The 20,361-nt window shown below is 59.0% G+C and carries 20 protein-coding genes; 7 read left to right on the top strand and 13 right to left on the bottom strand.

Annotated features, from left to right (window positions below; all coding sequences use genetic code 11):
- Window positions 1-22: 22 nt before the first annotated feature.
- From P4L78_RS19745 to P4L78_RS19690, 12 genes are all read right to left on the bottom strand, one after another.
- On the bottom strand, window positions 23-445 hold the full coding sequence (locus P4L78_RS19745; protein ID WP_309330149.1) for a phage virion morphogenesis protein: 423 nt from the start codon (window positions 443-445) through the stop codon (window positions 23-25).
- On the bottom strand, window positions 438-881 hold the full coding sequence (locus tag P4L78_RS19740) for a phage tail protein (protein ID WP_309330147.1): 444 nt from the start codon (window positions 879-881) through the stop codon (window positions 438-440). The genes P4L78_RS19745 and P4L78_RS19740 overlap by 8 nt, the downstream gene beginning before the upstream one ends.
- Complete coding sequence (locus P4L78_RS19735) at window positions 865-1,374, bottom strand: hypothetical protein (protein WP_309330145.1); 510 nt, start codon at window positions 1,372-1,374, stop codon at window positions 865-867. The genes P4L78_RS19740 and P4L78_RS19735 overlap by 17 nt, the downstream gene beginning before the upstream one ends.
- Window positions 1,371-1,880, bottom strand: a complete 510-nt coding sequence (locus tag P4L78_RS19730) for a glycoside hydrolase family 104 protein (protein WP_309330143.1) — start codon at window positions 1,878-1,880, stop codon at window positions 1,371-1,373. Before P4L78_RS19730 ends, P4L78_RS19735 begins: the two co-directional genes overlap by 4 nt.
- Entirely contained in the window at window positions 1,867-2,145 is a 279-nt protein-coding gene (locus P4L78_RS19725; RefSeq protein WP_309330141.1) for a phage holin family protein, read from the bottom strand. Before P4L78_RS19725 ends, P4L78_RS19730 begins: the two co-directional genes overlap by 14 nt.
- Window positions 2,142-2,492 (bottom strand): putative holin, encoded by a 351-nt coding sequence (locus P4L78_RS19720; protein ID WP_309330139.1) that lies wholly within the window; start codon window positions 2,490-2,492, stop codon window positions 2,142-2,144. Before P4L78_RS19720 ends, P4L78_RS19725 begins: the two co-directional genes overlap by 4 nt.
- Window positions 2,493-2,515: 23 nt before the next feature.
- Entirely contained in the window at window positions 2,516-2,719 is a 204-nt protein-coding gene (locus P4L78_RS19715) for a tail protein X (RefSeq protein WP_309330137.1), read from the bottom strand.
- Complete coding sequence (locus P4L78_RS19710) at window positions 2,719-3,189, bottom strand: head completion/stabilization protein (protein WP_309330135.1); 471 nt, start codon at window positions 3,187-3,189, stop codon at window positions 2,719-2,721. Before P4L78_RS19710 ends, P4L78_RS19715 begins: the two co-directional genes overlap by 1 nt.
- A 136-nt stretch (window positions 3,190-3,325) precedes the next feature.
- Window positions 3,326-3,676, bottom strand: coding sequence for a Gp49 family protein (locus P4L78_RS19705; RefSeq protein WP_309330133.1), 351 nt, complete (start codon window positions 3,674-3,676; stop codon window positions 3,326-3,328).
- Window positions 3,673-4,440 (bottom strand): terminase endonuclease subunit, encoded by a 768-nt coding sequence (locus tag P4L78_RS19700; protein WP_309330131.1) that lies wholly within the window; start codon window positions 4,438-4,440, stop codon window positions 3,673-3,675. The genes P4L78_RS19705 and P4L78_RS19700 overlap by 4 nt, the downstream gene beginning before the upstream one ends.
- Window positions 4,440-5,471 carry a phage major capsid protein, P2 family gene (locus tag P4L78_RS19695; RefSeq protein ID WP_309330129.1) on the bottom strand — a complete coding sequence of 344 codons (1,032 nt, stop codon included), beginning with the start codon at window positions 5,469-5,471 and terminating at the stop codon, window positions 4,440-4,442. Before P4L78_RS19695 ends, P4L78_RS19700 begins: the two co-directional genes overlap by 1 nt.
- An 82-nt stretch (window positions 5,472-5,553) precedes the next feature.
- On the bottom strand, window positions 5,554-6,384 hold the full coding sequence (locus P4L78_RS19690; RefSeq protein ID WP_309330127.1) for a GPO family capsid scaffolding protein: 831 nt from the start codon (window positions 6,382-6,384) through the stop codon (window positions 5,554-5,556).
- Window positions 6,385-6,550: 166 nt separating this feature from the next.
- Between P4L78_RS19690 and P4L78_RS19685 the strand changes: the two genes are divergently transcribed.
- From P4L78_RS19685 to P4L78_RS19675, 3 genes are all read left to right on the top strand, one after another.
- Complete coding sequence (locus P4L78_RS19685; protein ID WP_309330125.1) at window positions 6,551-8,314, top strand: terminase ATPase subunit family protein; 1,764 nt, start codon at window positions 6,551-6,553, stop codon at window positions 8,312-8,314.
- Window positions 8,314-9,387 carry a phage portal protein gene (locus P4L78_RS19680; RefSeq protein WP_309330123.1) on the top strand — a complete coding sequence of 358 codons (1,074 nt, stop codon included), beginning with the start codon at window positions 8,314-8,316 and terminating at the stop codon, window positions 9,385-9,387. The genes P4L78_RS19685 and P4L78_RS19680 overlap by 1 nt, the downstream gene beginning before the upstream one ends.
- A gap of 1,292 nt (window positions 9,388-10,679) precedes the next feature.
- On the top strand, window positions 10,680-12,359 hold the full coding sequence (locus P4L78_RS19675; RefSeq protein WP_309330121.1) for a hypothetical protein: 1,680 nt from the start codon (window positions 10,680-10,682) through the stop codon (window positions 12,357-12,359).
- Here the strand turns inward: P4L78_RS19675 and P4L78_RS19670 are convergent.
- Complete coding sequence (locus P4L78_RS19670; protein WP_309330119.1) at window positions 12,308-12,496, bottom strand: hypothetical protein; 189 nt, start codon at window positions 12,494-12,496, stop codon at window positions 12,308-12,310. The two genes, P4L78_RS19675 and P4L78_RS19670, sit on opposite strands and share 52 nt — an antisense overlap.
- A gap of 424 nt (window positions 12,497-12,920) precedes the next feature.
- Here P4L78_RS19670 and P4L78_RS19665 point away from each other — a divergent pair, with 424 nt between their 5' ends.
- The 4 genes from P4L78_RS19665 to P4L78_RS19650 are packed head-to-tail and all read left to right on the top strand — an operon-like array spanning window position 12,921 to window position 20,289.
- Window positions 12,921-14,789, top strand: coding sequence for a hypothetical protein (locus tag P4L78_RS19665; RefSeq protein ID WP_309330117.1), 1,869 nt, complete (start codon window positions 12,921-12,923; stop codon window positions 14,787-14,789).
- A gap of 42 nt (window positions 14,790-14,831) precedes the next feature.
- Window positions 14,832-17,114, top strand: coding sequence for a DUF6531 domain-containing protein (locus tag P4L78_RS19660; protein WP_309330115.1), 2,283 nt, complete (start codon window positions 14,832-14,834; stop codon window positions 17,112-17,114).
- A 44-nt stretch (window positions 17,115-17,158) separates the two neighbouring features.
- Window positions 17,159-19,687: an RHS repeat-associated core domain-containing protein gene (locus P4L78_RS19655; RefSeq protein ID WP_309330113.1), complete on the top strand. Its 2,529-nt coding sequence runs from the start codon at window positions 17,159-17,161 to the stop codon at window positions 19,685-19,687.
- Complete coding sequence (locus P4L78_RS19650; RefSeq protein WP_309330111.1) at window positions 19,684-20,289, top strand: ankyrin repeat domain-containing protein; 606 nt, start codon at window positions 19,684-19,686, stop codon at window positions 20,287-20,289. Before P4L78_RS19655 ends, P4L78_RS19650 begins: the two co-directional genes overlap by 4 nt.
- The last annotated feature ends 72 nt before the right edge of the window (window positions 20,290-20,361 follow it).

Raw genomic sequence — 20,361 nt, 5'->3', positions numbered from 1 at the left:
TTGGGGTGGCGGATTCGCGGTGCTATTTGGAAAGGATCTCAATCAACTTTGATTTAATGCTCTCGCGTTCCGCTTGCACAAAGCCCAGCAACTGGCGGCGTGGCAGTCGGGGCGCGCTGCCCTCCTGATGCTGTTGCGCAATGCGGGCATCGCGGCCGCTAAAGCCGACCCGCGCTTCGCTGGCATCGCTCTCTGCCTTGAGGTGGCGCGCGGTACGTAGCCTGTTAAACATGGTGCGTTTGATGCGGCCCTGTTTCTTGCGTAGCCGGTTTGCGCGTGGGGCGTAGGCCGTGCCGTCCGGGTTCAGCTGTTCGGCAATCCGCTTTGCCTGGCTCTTGCGCAGTTGCGTGGCGATCTGCCGGGTGAGCTTGCGCCGTTCTACCGGTTGCAGCCTGGTCAGCAGGTCCGAAGCCCAGTCTTGCAGCTGGTCGAAGTCGTCACTCATGGCGGTGCGTAAACATGGATTGCCAGTCACTTTCCACTGGCGGTGGTTCGGTGGTGTCGGTGGTGATCCACCGGCCATCGACGTGGGTTGCCAGCACGCGTTCGGTCAGCGGCAGCTTGAGCGACAGGTCGCACTGGGTGTGACTGACGATGTCGGCTTCGAACTGGATGGCATCACGGCGCTGGTCGGGGTTGGCCAGCAGCTCGGGCTGGTTGCTGTTGACCCAGTCGACTACAGCCAGCATCACCGCGTTCGGATCGCCGCCAAAGTCGGTGAGGATCATATTCAGCGTATAGGCCAGCTCGAACGAGCGTGACGGCGTGCCGGTGGTGATCACCCGGCCTTCGTCGGCAAAGACCAGCAGCCGCTCGGGATCGCGCTCCAGTTCGGGGAATGCGGCGATCAGTCGCTGGCGCAGGCTATTCGGTTTCTGCATGCAACGCCCTTTGCCGATTGATCCAGTCCTGCAGGCTCAGTAGCTGCTGTCCGGTTTCACGGCATTCAGTGGCTTCGAGGCTGTGCTCGGCTGCAATGTCCGAGAGGACAACAGCGCTGGCGGACGCATCAGCAACTCCGGCGGGTCGGGGAAGTTCACCCCGGTTGGCACCGTTCCACAGCCGCACAAAACCGTCAGGCACAACGCAGGCGGCATCCGCTTTTTGATCCACATAAACGGGGATTTCCTTGATGAGGGTCTGACCGGCTTCGCGGATGACCTGGATGCGGTCCACGTATTCGGTCACGACCCGAGTGGTGATCTCGGCACTGCGTTTGCCGGTTGTCAGTGCGGTGATGGCCCGCTGGCCACGTTCATCGCTCCATTGCTGCTGCACGTGGTCGGCGCCCTGCACCCAGCAATACGCACCGAAGGCGATCACCAGCAGCGCAATGGCCAGCCATCCGGCAAGACGGGTCTGCAGCCAGCTCATGCCAGTCTCCCGCCCGCTTTGCGGTACACATCCAGCAGCTGTGTCAGCTTGCGTTCCGGCTGGCCATAACCGGCGCCCGGCAGTGAGGCCCACAAGTTGGCGCACCGGTCGACGGCCAGCGCAATCTGCCCGGCCAGGATCAGCGGCAGCGCGCGCCGTTCGCGGATCAGCTGGATCGCCCAGCGATCCTGCGACAGCGGCCCGAAGTCGGGGAGCTTGAGCAGGGCGCGATAATGCGGCCAGTCCTTGAGCATGTGCTGGTAGCGGCCCGACGCATTGGACATCAGCCCCCGCGTGTTGATGACCTTGGAGGCGCGGCCACCTGCAAACGGGTGGTTGCTGAAGTCAGTGAATACCTCCGGCCTGCCGTCGATGCCGGTCACGATCACGTCATAGCCGTCGCAACGCGTGGCTTTGCTGGTGGCCGTGCCTTCGGCAAAAGCGAGCATGTCGAGGAATGCCACCATGTTGGCGCCACCAGCGGTTGCTGCATCAATACGTGCCATGACCACCTCCGAACAGCCGCGCCACGTTGCCCTTGTCACGCCAGATGCGGACACACAGCAGCAGGATCAATACGTCGATCCCGCGCGGGGTGTCGTGGTACGGGCGGATCAGCAGGCCGATGGCCGAGCCGGTCAGGCACACCGCAATGAACCACGCCAGCACCGAGATGTGACGGCGAAAGCGCGCACCGTTGCGCCGGTAAAACAGGATGCGGCCTGTCGCGGCCAGCATGGTGATCAGCAACAACAAGGTAAGCGGATTCATTGCTTGCCTCCCTTGAACAGCCCCGCAAAATCAAACGTCCGGGCGCGCTCGATCAGCCCGAGCGAGACGGTGACCACCAGCAGCGACAGCAAAAACGCCGCCGCACCGGTACTCTTGATCGGGGTCAGCCGTACCATTTCACTGGCGCCGACATAGCCGACGACCAGTGAAATGATCAGATACAGCGCACGCCGCCAGCCGGGCAGTTCCTTTGCGCTGATGGTGAACAGGGTGGCACCGGCGGCTGCACACAGCAGCGCATCGCCATCCACCCCGGCAATCACCGACGCCAGACTGGCCCCGGTCAGCAGGACGGCCAGCGCGGTGTTGGTCACAGGTTCAGACATGGGTTCTCCTCCAGGTTCATTCTTCAATCCCACAGTTGCACTTGCTGGCGTTGTACCTGCGCAGGCGCATCGGGCAGATTGATCGCTGTACCGAGCGGCAACACCGGCCCCAGTGATGCCAGCCCCGACGTCAAGGCCAGTGCCTGCTCGGTCACGCCCGCCGTGCGCCCAAAGTAGCGCTGGCAGATGGCGTCCAGCGTGTCGCCCTGGCGCGCGGTCACCCGCATCAGATCAGCTCGATGGTGCTGTGCGAGCGGCCCAGCACATCACGGATCGCCCAGCGCGCATCGCGACGGAACTGGTCGGGCTGTTCGTCCAGTGCATCGGCTTTCTTGAGGCCGCTTGCCGTGCTGTCATAATCGCGGTACCGCTCGAGCAGGCTGGCTTTGGCGGCGCAGTACACCGCACGGCGGTAGTGGTGCAGCAGGATGCTTTCGCCATTGACCTGTTCGGCAGGCACGTCGGCCAGCGTCATCAATCCCACCGCTTCCTTGCCATTGCGGTAGGCCTTCAATTCATCATTCGTGCTGACCATCGCCTCGACCAGCGCATGCTTCAGGCGCGTATCGGTCACCGTGCTGTCGAGCCGCAAGGTATCGCGGGCGGCATTGGTAGAGATATCCGGCCAGAAACCGCTGTTGGGAATGAGGGATTCAGCAGGCGGCACTGCACCGCCGGTAGCCATAAAGCCGTTCATGTTTGCCTCGCAGGAATCAGATGCGTGGGGGCGGTGGACGGGGCTTCATCACGGGATCTACCCTGAATTCACCCCGTGCCGCCCGGCTGCGTGGGACGCTCGTTGTGCTGCCACCTAGCGATGACAGCGATGTTGGCTAATGCGGATGACCGCGCCGTTTTGCGCTGTCGCGCAACTGTTGGTCGCGCAGGGCGTAGCCCATCAGCGGCCAGATTTTTTCGCGGGCGTTGCGCCGGGCAATATCGCGGCCCAGCGTGGCGTTGAAGTTGTCAGACGATACGCAGGCGCTTTCCCCGGTCACCGCGTAGCCGTTGCGCAGGGTCAGCAGTGCAATGGTCACGGTGGTGTCGGGAAACCGGTGATAGTCCTCACGCACGATCTGCGCGTCGATCTGTTCCGGGGTGATGCGCGGGGCGGTCAGGCCATGCGCCTGGATCTGTTCTTCCAGCGCCTGTTCGTCGGTGAAACCGGCATCGGGGCGGGTCATGGCGTACCCTCCGCAGGAGGGGCGCCCGGAGGTTCATCATCCGGTTCCGGCTCTTTCTTTTCTGCCGTCTCCGGTGGAATGTCTGGTGTAGCCAGTGAGGCGGGGAGCGGGACCGCGTTGCGGATTTCCCGCTCCAGTCGCTCGATGTCTTTTTTCACGCCCACCCGTTCATGCAACTGCAGCGCCCGCTGCAACTGTGCCAGGGCTGCGGGCTTGTCGCTGGCCGCCAGCGCGTAACCCGTTGCCTTGTGCAGCTTGGCGCGTACTTCGTCCGGCATGTCCCTGTCGGCCACCAGTTCGCCGACTTCATGTAGCGTGGCCAGATCAACCGGCTCACCGGCGGTGATTGCCGCGAGCGTGGTTTCGGCAAACTCTTCAGCGATCAGCGTGGCGGTGGTGCGGCTGTACTGGTCGGGTAATGTGAGGTTGTGGGTGATGGCATAGCGGGCAATCCCCAGCGCCCCTGCGGTATCGCCGGTATCGATGCGCCAGACCATGATGCTCATCAGCACGTCATCCTGCGCGCCACGCCCGGCAGACAGCACACCTTCCACATACGGCGCGTACTCATGCAGCAGCTCGCGCTTGACCTCGATCTTGCGCTCGATGGACTGGATCTGTTTCAGGCGGCGCTTGTGCGCGTCGAGCTGGGCCAGCATCAATTCGTAGCCGGTGGCGTTGCGCAGCGGATTTCCCGCGCTGGCCAGTGCAGCTTCACTGGCGGCCACCGCGCGCACGAAGTGCGCTTTGGCAGGACTGACCATCACGCACCACCGACGGCATCGGCACCGTCGACCACTTCGATGTGCTCGATCAGGCAGCCGGTTTCATATACTTCCACCACGTAGGCGTCATTCGAGCTTTCGTAGTTGGCGATCTGGTCATACTCGGGTTCCTCGCGCACGTGGCGACGGCGCCCGCCTTCCTGGTAGTACAGCGACAGGTTGGAGAATTTGGTGATCAGCATCGTGCCGGACGGGAAGAACGGCACGGTATAGGCAGGCTTGTTGCCGATGCGCTTTTGACTGATGACCACGTCGGCGGCCAGTTGCTCGGTCGGCGGGTTGTCCTTGTTCAGGATCGGGAAATACTTGTCGGCCAGCAGGTCGTCACTGAGGATCACCACCAGATCGGGGTCCTTGCGGAACTGCACGTCGATCAGGTTGTTGATCGCGTCAAACACCAGCGCGTCGAGGTTGGCGTAATGGCCACCCTTGCCGATGGTGATCTTGCCCGCGCCCGCCACTTCCTTCATCACGCGCGCCGGGGCTTCGGTGCGGTACTTCTCCAGCCAGCCGATGTTCACGTCCTGCAGCAGCGGGTACTTCACGCGGTCGGTGTCGGCGGCAATGAAGGTGCCGTTGAAACCGATCATGATGCGGTCCAGTGCCTGCTGGGTGACGATCTGGTCGCGCAGCGTGGTCTGGAAGTGCGGGAACTTGGCCCACATGTCGAGCTGGGCATACGGATACGCCGTGTCGAAGTTGGTCTGCACGCAGCGGTAACGACCCTTGCTCATGTCCGCCACGCTGCGCGGCTTGCGCGGGCTGTTCTTGGTGTTGGTACGCCCGGCAATCGTGCCGGTCACGCCCAGACCCAGCTTTTCGCCTTCCTGCTCGGTCACGCCGGGCATGTTGATCTTCGAGAGGAACTCACTCGAGAGCTGGATCTTGCCTTCCAGCTTCTGCTGCACCGACGGATCGACGCTAAATGTCTTGGTGGCATCGGCTACGCCGTTCAGGTTGGCGACTTGGGCGACAAAACCTTCAAATTTGACGCGTGTTTCGTTCTTCACTGGGGAAATCTCCGGAATATTGGTGTGGGTCAGCGGGTGCGCACGTCACCCACGATGAATGTGCAAGGACACGCGTGTCCGGTCAGCAGTCGGTGACGGTTTCGCCAGTGCCGCCTGTAGCAGCAGGGCGCGGCGTGTGGTTGTGCGGGGTGGTGTTCAGTTTCTGCACCAGGGCATCAAACTCGGCGCGCAGCGTGGTTTGATCTTTGGTCACGGTCTCAACGGCAGCAGGCAAAGCACTGAGCGCGGTGACCTGTTGTGCCTGTTCGCTCTGGTTTTCAGCGAGCAGGGTGACGGCGGCGCCCAGGTCGGCGAACTGCGCCGCATCAGCCGTGGAATTCTTCGCCAGTGCGTTCTTGAGCAGGGCGGATACCTTGCTGAAGATGTGCAGGCCCGCTTCTTCGCTGCTCTCTTCAAATTCCAGCGCCACTTCCACGGCTGCCGTGAACAGGGTGTCGGGATTCTGCTTGCGGGCCGCCAGCGGGTTGATCGCCGATTGCGCGCTGAACGACAGCATTTCGGTGCCCAGAGACGCCGGGTTGTCGGTGATGGCCAGCCCCACCAGATACGCTTCGCCGGTCTTGGCGAAGTTGGGGTCGACTTCAATCGAGGTGTAGATTTTCTGGCGCTTGCTGTTCAGGGTCACCAGTTCGTCGGTCGGGTCGATCTGCGCATACAGGCCGAGCTTGCCGTCGACGTTTTCAGCCCTGAGCGCGGTCACGTCGCCGTAGGCCTTGAACGGGCCGTCGGGCAACAGGCCGCGCAGGTGTTCCAGATTGACGCGGGCACCATAGGTGGCCGGGTTGTAGTTCTTCGCCATCTGCGTGATCCATTCACGCGCAATGGTGCGGCCATCGGTGGTGGCGCCTTCCAGCGCAACGCGGAAATACTTGGATTTGGTTTTGCCTGCCATGCTGCCCTCGGTGTCGTTGATCGGTACGCGTGATCGGTATCGGTGTGAAGCCATACCGGCATGGTGGTGATCAGGGCAGGGGTGCGGCAACGCGTGCGTGTTGTGCCAGCGGGCGGCACAGCGGGGAGCAGTCAGGAAAGGCAGAGCGCCCCGTCATCATTCGGGCATGAATGAAACCACCGCACTGATCCCCGAGCAAGACCAGCGCCGCCACGCGCGCAACCTGTACTGGCAGGGTTTTAACCTGGCACAGATTGCGGACTCGCTGAACGTGGTCCGGGCGACGCTCGACAGCTGGAAACGGCGCGACCACTGGGACGATGCCAAGCCGATTGATCGTGTCGACAACGCGCTCGAGGCGCGCATGACGCAGCTGATCATGAAGGGCGACAAGGACGGGCGCGACTTCAAGGAAATCGACCTGCTCGGGCGCCAGCTCGAGCGCATCGCCAGGGTACGCAAATACGAATCCGGCGGTAGTGAAGTTGATCTCAACCCGAAACTCGCCAACCGCAACGCCGGGCCGAAACAGAAACCGGCGGGCAGCGAGTTCAGCGAACAGCAGGTCAAACAACTGCTGGACGCTTTCCGCGATTCGCTGTTCGGCTATCAAAAAGTCTGGTTCGAGGTCGGCGAGCGCCACCGCATCCGCAACATCCTCAAGTCGCGGCAGATCGGTGCCACCTGGTACTTCGCGCGTGAGGCGCTGATCGATGCCATCACCACCGGACGCAACCAGATCTTCCTGTCGGCTTCCAAGGCGCAGGCCCACGTCTTCAAGCAGTACATCATCCAGTTCGCCAAGGATGCGGCCGACATCGAGCTGCGCGGCGATCCAATCATTTTGCCCAATGACGCCACCCTGTATTTCCTCGGCACCAATGCGCGCACCGCCCAGTCGTACCACGGCAACCTGTACCTGGATGAATACTTCTGGATCCACGGATTCCAGAACCTGCGCAAGGTCGCCTCCGGCATGGCGATCCACGCCAAATGGCGCCAGACCTATTTCTCCACCCCGTCCAGCCTGACGCATGACGCCTACCCATTCTGGTCGGGCGAGCTGTTCAACAAGGGCCGCAAGAAAGAGAACCGGGTGGAGGTCGACACCACCCACCGCAAACTCGCCAAAGGCTTTTTATGTTCCGACGGCCAGTGGCGCCAGATCGTCACCGTGGAAGATGCCGTCGCCGGGGGCTGTGACCTGTTCGACCTGAATCAGCTCAGGTTGGAATACAGCGACGACGAATACCTCAACCTCTTGATGTGCATGTTCATGGACGACACCGCCTCGGTGTTTCCGCTGGCCATGCTGCAACGGTGCATGGTCGATGCCTGGGAGGACTGGAGCGATTTCAAACCGTTCGCCACGCGCCCGTTCGGCTATCGCGAAGTATGGCTGGGTTATGACCCTTCGCTCACCGGCGACAGCGCCGGGCTGATCGTGCTGGCACCGCCACTGGTACCGGGCGGCAAGTTCCGCGTGCTGGAAAAACACCAGTGGCGCGGCATGGATTTCCAGGCGCAGGCCGACGCCATCAAGGGCATCACCGAACGCTACCGGGTGGGTTATATCGGCATCGATGCCACCGGGATCGGGCAGGGCGTGTACCAGCTGGTGAAACAGTTCTTCCCCGCCGCCGAACAGATCAGCTACTCCGCCGAAGTCAAAAGCCGCCTGGTGCTCAAGGCGTACGACGTGATCAGCAAAGGCCGACTCGAATTCGATGCGGGCTGGACCGATCTGGCCCAAGCCTTCATGGCGATCCGCAAGGCCATGACCACCAGCGGACGGCAAGTCACTTACGAAGCCGGACGTACCGACGAAACCGGCCATGCCGACCTGGCATGGGCCGCAATGCATGCCCTGTTGCACGAACCGCTGGAAGGCGTGACCGGCACCAACAGCGGCTTTATGGAGATGTGCTAATGAAACGCAAGACCACCCGGTCGCAAAGACCCACGACCAATACGTTGCTGCCAGCAACAAACCACACCCAGACCCCAAACCGTCCAGAAACGCCGGGCCGGATGGAAGCCTTCACCTTCGGTGAACCCGAGGCCGTGCTCGACCGGCGCGGCATTCTGGATTACCTGCAGTGCATGCAGAACGGCAAATGGTACGAGCCGCCGGTCAGCTTTGAAGGACTGGCCAAATCGTTCCGCGCCACGCCGCACCACAGCAGCCCGATCTATGTAAAACGCAACATCCTCGTGAGCAGCTATATCGTGCACCCGTTACTGAGCCGCACCGAGTTCTCACGCTTCGTCATCGACTACCTGGTATTCGGCAATGCCTATCTGGAACGCATCGATACTCAGACGGGCAAACCGCTAGCCCTGAAAGCCGCACTCGCCAAATACGTGCGCCGGGGCGTCACGCTGGACCGCTACTACTTTGTGCCCAATCTGGCCGACGCGCATGAGTTCAAAAAAGACAGCATCTTTCACCTGATCGAGCACGACATTGACCAGGAGGTGTACGGCCTGCCCGAATACCTCAGCGCGCTCAGCTCGGCCTGGCTTAACGAAAGCGCCACGCTGTTCCGCCGCCGCTACTACAAGAACGGCAGTCACGCCGGGTTCATCTTGTACATGACCGATGCCGCGCAGAACGAGCTGGACGTGGATAACCTGCGCACCGCCCTGAAGAACAGCAAGGGGCCAGGCAACTTCCGCAACCTGATGGTCTACGCACCCAACGGCAAGAAGGATGGCCTGCAACTGCTGCCCATCAGCGAAGTCGCCACCAAAGACGAATTCATGAACATCAAGAACGTCACCCGCGATGACCAGCTCGCCGCGCACCACGTGCCACCGCAACTGCTGGGCATCATCCCGGCCAATACCGGCGGCTTCGGCAACCCGACAGACTCGGCCAGGGTGTTTGCGCGCAACGAGCTGGAACCGCTGCAGGCCCGGTTCAAAGAGATCAACGAATGGCTGGGGGTGGAGGTGTTGCGCTTCAATCCATATGGTCTGGATGCCGCGATCAAGGAATGACTGATCACCAACGACAAACCGCCCGGCTGGGCGGTTTTTTATGCCTGACGATCCCCGCATGCAGGGCCATGCAAACGCCCGCTGCACGTTCGCACCGTCGCTGGTGGTCGTGCCTTGTCTGAACCTCTTGCAAATACGTGAACGCGGTTTGTACCGCCAGGGCGATGGGGTTCAAACCCCCGCGCGCCGCAATCGTCTCCCCGCCACGCCTGCCCGCTAAATGGGGCGCTTTTCGTGCAGTCTTGCACCCGGTGCGGAATTAGCCACAGTGCGGGCCGCGCGCAGGTTTTACGGGGTCCGGAAATCTTGCGGAATCTTGCACTTTCTTGCAGCAAACCAGAACAAACAGATCGGGCTCGCGTGGCCTGGTAATACCCAGCCAATCCGTTTGGTTACTGTTGTAAACAGATACACCCCCCCGCACCAAAATACCGTTCATCGTCATAAGCGACCGCTCATTCTCGCCCCCAAAAACTTACATTTGGTTTCGTGACACTATCTCGCGCCAAAAGCTGGTGCGGGATTGAGGTCAAAAACTGTGACTGTTCGCACATGCGGACCGGGCGGAAATGGGGAATGCGGTGCCATGAAGGTGGCCATTCCGGCTATGCAAAAAAAACAGAATAGGTATGAATGTGTTGGTTACTCGCTGGATGAAATGGATATTGGTGCAGGTCGCGCTTGCCATGACGGTCTGGAGCGGATCGGTATCCGCTACCGATGCAAACACTACCCGCGTTGAAACGGTGTTACCAATACTGGAAGCATTGATTACCCCAGATCCCTCCGGCAATACAGCGATGCGGTACGCCTCACCGCAGGCCGCGTGGGCTGCATACAACGCCTACATGAATACCCAACCACGCTGCACTGCACATCAGTGTTGGTGGATAGGCAATTTCGAGCCCTGCAATCCCCAGTATGGGTATATCTGGACGATGCCAATAATGTGGTGCCACGACACTAAGATTTATAATGAGGTTACAGGCGCGTTGATCCAGTCGACGAGGGGATCTGTTGTAGAAGCCACATACAGCGCATGCCCGAGTCAATTTACGTGGAATACCAATACAACTGGAAGCCCAACCAGTACCAGCTCTGTATATTTTTCACCGACCTGCACGCGTTATGTCTATGACCAGCAGATCCCGGTCTGCCACGGCACCTGCAAGCCCGCTACTGCCTTTGGGGATCCCATCTTTGCGCAGGATGGCACCAGCCGGGCATATGAAACAGACTATCGCGATCCTCACGGCTTGCTTGAGTTCACCCGGATTTACAGCAGTGACCGGATGGGGTTCGCCAATAACTACGGCACGGTGTTACTAACTCCCGCACAGCAGCCGACGGCATCCTGCTTTGCGGGGTATAGCTACTCTTATGGCCTGCTCACGCCACACTGCTTCCCCTACGTCACCACCACTGGTGAAATTCAGCTCAAGACCGCCTCAGGGGCACTGGAGCGTTTCTCTTGGAACGGCACCACTGCAACCCCGATCAATCCCTATCTGAAAGATCAGCTCACGCAGCAGGTGCAAAACGGGGCGACTATCTGGGTTTATCACGAAGCGGCAAGCGACCGTACGCTGACCTTTGATGCCGCCGGTAACCTGCGGCAGATCCTCGAACCCAATGGCCGTTTCCAGACGCTGACCTATGCGGCCCCGGGATCAAGCGTGCTGGTCGCTGTCACCGACAATTTCAACCGGTCGTTGCAGTTCACCTACGATGGCAACGGCAACCTGCTCACGCTGACAGATCCTGCCGGTCATGTGACCAGCTATCAATACGTCGGAGCGTCCTACACAGCGCCGTCGTGTTCCAATGCCAGTTGCTATCTGCTCAGTACGGTCACCTATCCCGATGGCGGTGTTAAAGCCTACCACTGGAATGAAGCTGCCAACGTGGTCAGCCCGCCGCAGTACGGCTACACCCTGCTGACCGGCATCAGCGATGAAAACGGCCAGCGTTATTCGGACACTAGCTACAACGGGTCTGGCACGACTAAAGCAGTATCGACCTGGCTGGCTGGCGGTGTGGCGAAGTACACGATCAGCAACTACACGCAATTTCATTCCGCCACCGTCACAGACCCGCTGGGTACGGCCCGGACCTTTACCTATGGCGATGCCCAGGGACTGGTCCGGTTGAGTTCAATGACGGGCGGGGCGTGCCCGGAATGCGAAGCACAGGCGCAGACCTTTGATACCAACGGCAACGTCGCCAGCCGCACCGATTTCAAAGGGAACAAGACCACCTACGTTTACGATCTGACCCGCAACCTCGAAACCAGCCGCACCGAAGCCGCCGGTACCGCGCAGGCCCGGACCATCACGACGATCTGGCACCCGACATTCCACCTGCCAGCGCAGATCACCGAGCCGAACCGGGTCACCAACTACACCTATGACGCGAACGGCAACCTGCTGACCAAGTCAGTTACTGCCAGCGGCAATACCCGCAGCTGGAACTACACGTACAACAACTTCGGCCAGGTGCTCACGGCGACTGATCCGGACAGCAACAAAACGACGTATACCTACGACACCAGCGGCAACCTGACCACGCTGACCGATGCCAGGGGCCACCTCACCCAGTTCACCAGCTATGACGCCAACGGCAATTTGCTGGTAATGACAGATCCCAACGGCAAGACCACCTCGTTTAGCTGGGATGCCCGCAACCGTCTGAAGAGTCGCCAGTCCGGTAGTGACCTGACCAGCTATACCTACGACCTCGTTGGCCAGCTGATCAGTGTGGTGTTTCCGGATAGTTCATCTGTTGCGTACACCTACGATGCCGCGCACCGCCTTACGAATATCGCCGACAGCCACGGCAACTGCATCGCCTACACGCTCAATGCCCTGGGTAACCGTACCCGCGAAGACGTGAGTGATCCGGCGGGCCAGCTGGCTGCCGCTCAGTCCCAAATCGTGACCAGCCAGACGTTGCCCAACAACGTGACCCAATAACCAGCATTTGAAATCACAGTCCAAATGACCATCAGAAAATTGACGTTTGCCAGCTTGATGAAATGGCTGCTGGTACTGGCGCTGTTTGCGATTGCAGGCCAGAGCCCCGCTGCGACCACGCGGGTGGAAAGGGTCATGACACCACTTCAGGTGGACGGTCTTCCGATGCCTCGTGAATATCAGGACTGGTTTTCTACGCCACAAGCTGCGTTTGACTATTACGTGGCCTACGCAACGGGACCTACGGTCTGTACCTCACAGTATTCTTCTTGCCAGTATCTAAACCTGAGCCCATGTGCACAGCAGAACAGTTACTCGTGGGGTATGCCCCAACGATGGTGCTATGACTATGTCATTTCAACCAAAGGGATCGTAGTTTCCAGCGGAAATACTGGCGAAATTTCGGCCACATACACCGGCTGTCCAATTGCAGGGGGCTGGACTCAGAACGATCACATGACGGGGAGCGGCAATACAAGCAGCCCTTTCATTAGATTCCCTGATTGTGAGCGCACGATCACCGATCAGCAGATTGCAACCTGCGACTGTGACAAGACGGGCATGGGAGATCCGATCTACCCGCAGGATGCAACCAAACGGCAAACCGACGTGGATTACCGGAGTAACGACGGCAGCCTTGTCTTTGCCCGGTCCTATCGGAGCGACCGGATGGGATTCCAGAATAACTACCAGACCGTATTCCTGCCCCCAAACCCGGCTTCGCCCGGCCTGACACCGGCAGCGCCAGATTCCACGGGAGGCTGTTTCAGCTCGGCATACAGCTACTGGGACCAAGCTATTGGCAATACCGTTTTCGTTCCTTTCTGCTTCAAGTATTTGGGCTCGTCAACCACAGCCCAGGTCATCAAGAGCGATGGTTTTGTCGCCCAGTTCAACTGGAGTGGTACGTCAGCGACGTCCGGCGAAGCCTATCTCAATGATCAGGTGGGCCAGACCCCGCTGCCCGACGGCACCACCGGCTGGACTTACTACGATGCACTTGCCGACCGGACATTGACGTTTGATACAAGCGGCAGACTACTGCGCATTCAGGAGCGCAATGGCCGGTACCAGGTAATGACCTGGTCGACTACAGGTACACCCAACGCAGTCGCGCCGGGAGCCGGTTTCCTGATTTCGGTCACCGACAACTTCAACCGGTCGCTGCAGTTTGCCTATGATGCACGTGGCAACATGACCACGCTGACCGACCCGGCAGGGCATCAAATCATCTACGGTTACGAAGCAGTGCCGCTATCGGTGCAAACGGTCGGTGGTTGCCAAGGCAAGGACTGCTACCGGCTCAGTACAGTGACCTATCCGGATGGTGGCGTTAAAACCTACCATTGGGGTGAAACGGCCAACATCACCAGCCCGCAGCAGGGAACCTACAACCTGCTGACCGGCGTGAGTGACGAAAACGGGCAGCGCTACTCCGATACCACCTACAAGGGGACCCAGGCGGTTTCGACTTTCCTGGCGGGTGGCGTCGATAAATACACTTTCAGCAATGTTACTGCCTACCAGACTACGACGGTCACCGACCCGCTGGGCACCGTCCGCACGTTTACCTGGGGCAATGCCCAAGGTCTGGTCAAACTGGCCACGGTCACCGGCGGTGCCTGCCCGCAATGTGAAGCCCAAGCCCAGACTTTCGACGCCAACGGAAACGTCGCCAGCCGCACCGACTTCAAGGGCATCAAGACCACCTATGTTTACGACCTGACCCGCAACCTGGAAACCAGCCGCACCGAAGCCGCCGGTACCGCACAGGCCCGGACCATCACGACGATCTGGCACCCGACATTCCACCTGCCAGCGCAGATCACTGAGCCGAGCCGGGTCACCAGCTACACCTATGACGCCAACGGCAACATGAGGACCAAGTCGGTCACAGCCAGCGGTGCCACCCGCTGCTGGAACTACACATATAACAATTTCGGCCAGGTGCTCACGGCAACTGATCCCGACAGCAACAAAACAACGTACACCTACGACACCAGCGGCAACCTGACCACGCTGACCGATGCCAAGGGCCACATCACCCAGTTCACCAGCTACGACGCCAACGGCAACCTGCTGGCGATGATTGACCCCAACGGCAAGACTACTTCGTTTACCTGGGACGCGCGCAACCGGCTCACGTCCCGCCAGTACGGCAGTGACCTCACCCGCTATACCTACGACCTGGTTGGCCAGCTCACGAGCGTGGTGTTCCCGGATGGGTTGTCAGTGGTCTACACCTACGATGCCGCGCACCGCCTGGCAAATATCGCCGACAGCCAGGGCAATAGCATCGCCTACACGCTGGATGCGGCAGGTAACCACATGCGCGAAGACGTGAGTGATCCGGCTAGCCAGTTAGCGACGGCGCTTGCCCAAATCGCTGCTAGTGCAAAAGTGCTGGATGTGCCCGGCACACTGAAATGAAAGGCATAAAAAAAAAGAATGCACGTTTAATAGTAGCAACACATGCAATCAATCGTGTGCACGATGCATTTCCTGAAACTTCAATTATCTGCAAGAGAAAATACTGAAATGCTGAAGAGATTCTTGTGGAGTCTATTTGTTTTATTTATGTGCTGCGACGGAGTCGCTCACGCCACAACTGTTAACGCCACAATTGCATTCTTAGGGAACGCTAGCAAGCCATATAACAGCTGCGCGCAAGTCAGCGCGTTCTATAGCGGGCTCGGATTGAACGCATCAGCGTGTACTCCAGATAAGGGAAATAACTGCGTCTACACATCATACGGGGTGAATGCCCCCACTAGTTCTGGGGGGTGCTCGGCAGCATCTTGTCCAGTTGGATACACTTATAGGTTAACAAATGACTGGATTGTCTGTGATTCACCCCAGTCGCCAGTTTGTGCAAATGGTCAGTTTCTGGGTTCGGTGAGTAATACATGTCGCCCAATTTGCAGCCCCGGCCAATACCTGAGCCGGGACAATAGTTGCAAGTCACTTTCATTGTGTACGTCGAGCCAAACTTGCGCAGTTCCGGTTGATGTTTCTGCTAATGCGGGACAGGGTTGCCCGACGACGGGTAATCCTGTAACGACGGCTACGGGAAACAAATATCAAGAAGAAACTGATTTTTCATGGTTAGGCATGACGCAATTTCATCGATTCTATAACTCTGAATCGAAGTTGAATGCTGGCCTTGGTGCAGGCTGGCGGCATACTTATTTGCGTCGTGTGACTCCCGCAACACAGAGCAGTTTCGGCGCCCCCCCTGCTGTTGATGTTGATCCCGACTGGAATGGGTATGTGGTCTCTGGCACTTCACCCACTTTCTATATTCTAGAGCGCGACGACGGTAAACGTCTGGCGTATGGCCTCTCGGGACAGCCGCAAGAAAATGCAGGAAAGGAATACCAGCTCACGATCAGCGCCGGTAGCTTTATTGTCGTTCATGCCAACACGACTGAAACGTATGACAGCGCCGGTACGCTTCTGCGAATAGATCAGCCCGATAGTGGCCCGTTATTCTTTACATACGATTCAAACAGAAAATTGTCGACCGTCGGGGATGCGCGAGGGCGGCAACTTGCTTTCTTGTATAGTGCAGGAGGGATGCTTGTCAGTATACAAGCGAACAACAAAACCGTCGTGAACTATGGATATGACTCCGGGCGCCTGTCATTTGCAAAATATCCCGATAATGCGATTCGCTCCTACAGTTATGAAGACAGTGTCAGTCCTTATCTGTTGACTGGCATCACTGATGAGAACGGGGTGCGCTATGCATCATGGACATATAACTCTGCCGGGCAGGCGGTATCGACACAGCACGCTGGCGGAGTAAGTTTCTATCGGCTTTCTTTTGGGAGTGTTGATGCTGCCAATGGCTACACCGATGTGATTGATCCTCTTGGGTCGGTGAGACGTTATTCCTTTACGAGTGTTGCCGGCCAGTCACTTCTAACCGGGATTAGTCAACCCGCAGGTTTGGGTTGCAGTGCGACAGTTAGTGGCCAGACATTTGATGCCAATGGCAATGTCACCAGCCGTACAAATTTTAATGGCAGCAAGACTACCTTCGTTTACGACCTGAACCGTAATCTGGAGACTAGCCGCACTGAAGCCGCCAGTACCGCACAGGCGCGGACCATCACCACAAACTGGCATCCGACTTTTAGTTTGCCTGCACAGATCACCGAGACCAATCAGGTGACGAGCTTCAGCTATGACACCAATGGCAATCTGCTGTCCAAATCAGTGGCTGCAAGCGGAAAAAGCCGTAGCTGGAACTACACCTACAACAGCTTCGGCCAGGTGCTCACTGCCACTGACCCGGACAGCAACAAGACGTCGTACACCTACGACACCAGCGGCAACCTGACCAGACTGACCGATGCCAAAGGCCACATCACCCAGTTCACCAGCTACGACGCCAATGGCAACCTGCTGGCGATGACCGACCCAAACGGCAAGGTCACCACGTTGACCTGGGATGCACGTAATCGCCTGAAGAGTCGCCAGTCCGGCAGTGAGCTGACCAGCTACACCTACGACCTGGTCGGCCAGCTCACCAGTGTGGTGTTCCCGGATGGTTCATCGGTTTCGTATACCTACGACCCGGCGCACCGGCTGACGAACATCACCGACAGCCACGGCAACAGCATCGCCTACACGCTGGATGCAGCAGGCAACCACCTTCGCGAAGACGTGAGCGATCCGGCTGGCCAGCTGGCTGCTGCACAGACGCAAGTCACTGCCAGCCAGACCCTGCCGAACGGGGTGACCCAATGAATCGTACCTCCCAATCAAAACAAGATCCCGCTCAGGAAACCGTGATGCGTCAACCTGCCCGCAACACCCGAACCATGACCGCGCTGGCCACCGTCGCCGCCACCCTGATCGGCGGCACGCTATTGCTACACCCTGCCGGAGCACGCGCTGACACCGGCAGTTGCACTGCCTGGAGCAGCAGTGCCAGCTACAACACCGCTGACTGCGTGACCTACAACGGCGAGCAGTACACGGCCAATTTCGCCAATACCGGCGACAATCCGTCGACCAACTCGGGCTCCACGCAGCCATGGACCGACAACGGCCCCGCGACCACCCCGACTCCGACTCCGGCTGCAACGCCGACGCCATCTCCGACGGCGACACCGACCCCTGCGCCGACACCGACACCGACCGCAACTCCGGTTCCAACGCCAGCACCAACTCCCGCTGCCACGCCAACCCCGGCACCGGTATTGCCCACTCACGTCCCGGTGGTCAGCACCTATAAAACCTACGACGCACTGGGCCGTCTGGTCACCGTCATGGACGGCAAGGGTTACCAGACCACCTATACCTACGATGCCAACGGCAACCGCCTGACGCAGAAGGATGCACTGGGCCGCACCACCAGCTACGCCTATGACGCACTGAACCGCCTCATCCAGATCACCGATGCGAACGGCAAGATCTCCACCCTGAGCTACGATGCCAACGACCACCTGGTCTCGGTGACTGATCCGCTGGGTTTCGTTACGAAGTACACCTATGACGGCCTGGACAACCTGCTCAGCCTGGTCAGCCCGGATACCGGCACCACCAGCTACACCCAGGATGCCGCAGGCAACGTCAAGACGAAGACCGATGCCCGTGGCAAGACCGGCACCTACACCTACGATGCGCTGAACCGCGTCACCTCAGTCGCCTGGGGTGACCAGACCTGGACCTACAACTGGGATACCGCCAGCAACGGCATCGGCAGGCTGGGCAGCTTTACCGATCCCGACGGCACCACCAGCTACAGCTACGACACGCTCGGCCATGTCACCGCCAGCAGCCGCGTGACCGCATCACTGACCCAGACCGTCGGCTACAGCTGGGGCGCAGGCAATCGCCTTGCCGGGATCACCTATCCCTCCGGCCTGCAGGTCGTCTATAGCTGGAACAACGGTGTCATCACCGGCGTCACCGTCAACGGCAACCCGCTGGCGAGCAACATCCTGTACCAGGCCTGGAGCGCACCGCTGTCATGGAGCTGGGGCAACGGCCAGACCTGGGCACGTACCGGCGATGCTACCGGTCGTACTGCAGGCCAGACCACCGGCGATGCAGTGCGTACCTACCAGTACGATGGCACCGGCAGCATCACCGATATTGCCGACAACACCCACCCGCAACTGGAACAGATCTTCCAGTACGACAACCTGGATCGCGTCATCCTCGGCAACACGGCTGGTGTCGCCTACAACTATGGCTACGACTACGACGGCAACCGCACCAGCCGCAGCAACGGCAGCAGTGTTTCGACCTACCACTACGATCCGGCCAGCAACAAGCTGACCTTGATCACCGGCAGCAATGCCAACGGTTACGGCTATGACAGTTCGGGCAACCAGACCAGCGCCTCCGGTGTAACCAACACCTACAACAACGCCGGTCGCCTGACCGCCACCCAGACCACCTACGGCACCGGCCAGTACAGCTACAACGCCCTCGGCCAGCGGCTCCAGAAAACCAGTGCCGCCGGTACGGTCCGCTTCGTCTACGACGAAGCCGGTCACCTGCTCGGCGAGTACATGAGCAACGGCACCCCGATCCAGGAAACCGTCTACCTCGGTGACTGGCCGATTGCCACCGTGCGCACCGTCAGCAATGTGGCTACTGCCTACTACGTCTGGCCCGACCACCTGGGCACGCCACGCCAGGTCACCGACCCGGCCAGCAACAAGGTCCTCTGGCGCTGGGACAGTGAAGCCTTCGGCGACACCACCCCGAACCAGGATCCGCAAGGCAGCGGCCAGCAGTTCGTGTACAACCTGCGTTTCCCCGGCCAGTACTGGGATGCTGAAGGGTACCGCGCCTACAACTACAACCGGGACTATGATGCGACGACTGGGCGCTATGTTGAGAGTGATCCGATTGGGCTGGCGGGGGGGGGTTTCTCCACGTATGCATACACATCCGGAAACCCCACTGGGTATATCGACCCACTTGGACTGGCGGGAACAATTCCAGGTCCTCGTGTAGCCGGGAATTTGTATGGAGCACCCAAATTCGGGCCGAACGTTCGTCCGGGAATGGCAGTTCCGCCTGAGTTGCAAAACCCTGAGATGGCGGAAAAGCTCGATAATTTGTCCAATATCATCGACCCTACAAGCTGGGGAGATACGAGCTTTTTGCCTCCGCAGCGAATCCAGAGCGTCTGCACGAAGTATTTGTGCAAAAACGATCAAAGTCCCGCTCTGGCATGTGGAGCGGCGCCCCCGGAGGTAATTGTCGCGCCCCCAATCTTGTCCAATGGGACTTCATGTCGTTGCATTGAGTCGAAAGACGATCTTTATCAGCCCTCTTGGAAGGATGTACTTGGCTTATGAGTAAAAAATTGAAATATGCTTTAGTCGGCATGGTTGTCATTTTTGGCATAGCCGCGTTTTTCATGTTTAACAAATACTCCACAAATAAGCACTTGATTCTGGGCATAGAAAAGAATGATCAAGTGTTGATAAAGACCGAACTCGCTAAAGGTGCTGACCCCAATTTTCGGATTGAGGGAGGCGAGCCACTTATTGTTTACGCATCGAATAAAGGACAAGCAGATACTGTCCAGCTTTTGCTTAGCTTCGGTGCGGATGCCAATGCAACCAATGCCAACGGCTGGAGTGCGATTCAGCATGCCGCAGCACAGGGTTATTTAGAGATAGTCAAGGTATTGGTGGGCAAGGGAGTAAGCGTTGACACCCATGGTCAGATAGCAACGCCTCTATTGCTGGCCGCTGCTAACGGGAAGTTGGATGTGGTCGAATTCCTGCTTGCAAGTGATGCAAATCCAAAAATCGCCGACATGGGTGGTGCAACGCCATTGGATGCTGCTGTAGCTGGCGAGTATCAGGCTCATCAGAAGAATGCGGCGGAGGACGAGACCAAATTCCGGAAAATTCAGGAAGTCTTGATCCAAGGAAAGCCTCTTTTGAAATAGGCTAGGACGGACCAAGGATGATTGTTCGCCACTGCAAACTACCTATGCATACGTGGGCGCAAATCCTGTTGG

The organism is Silvimonas sp. (genome assembly GCF_031291215.1).
Taxonomy (GTDB): Bacteria; Pseudomonadota; Gammaproteobacteria; order Burkholderiales; family Chitinibacteraceae; genus Silvimonas; species Silvimonas soli.
This window is presented reverse-complemented; position numbering and strand designations above follow the sequence as displayed.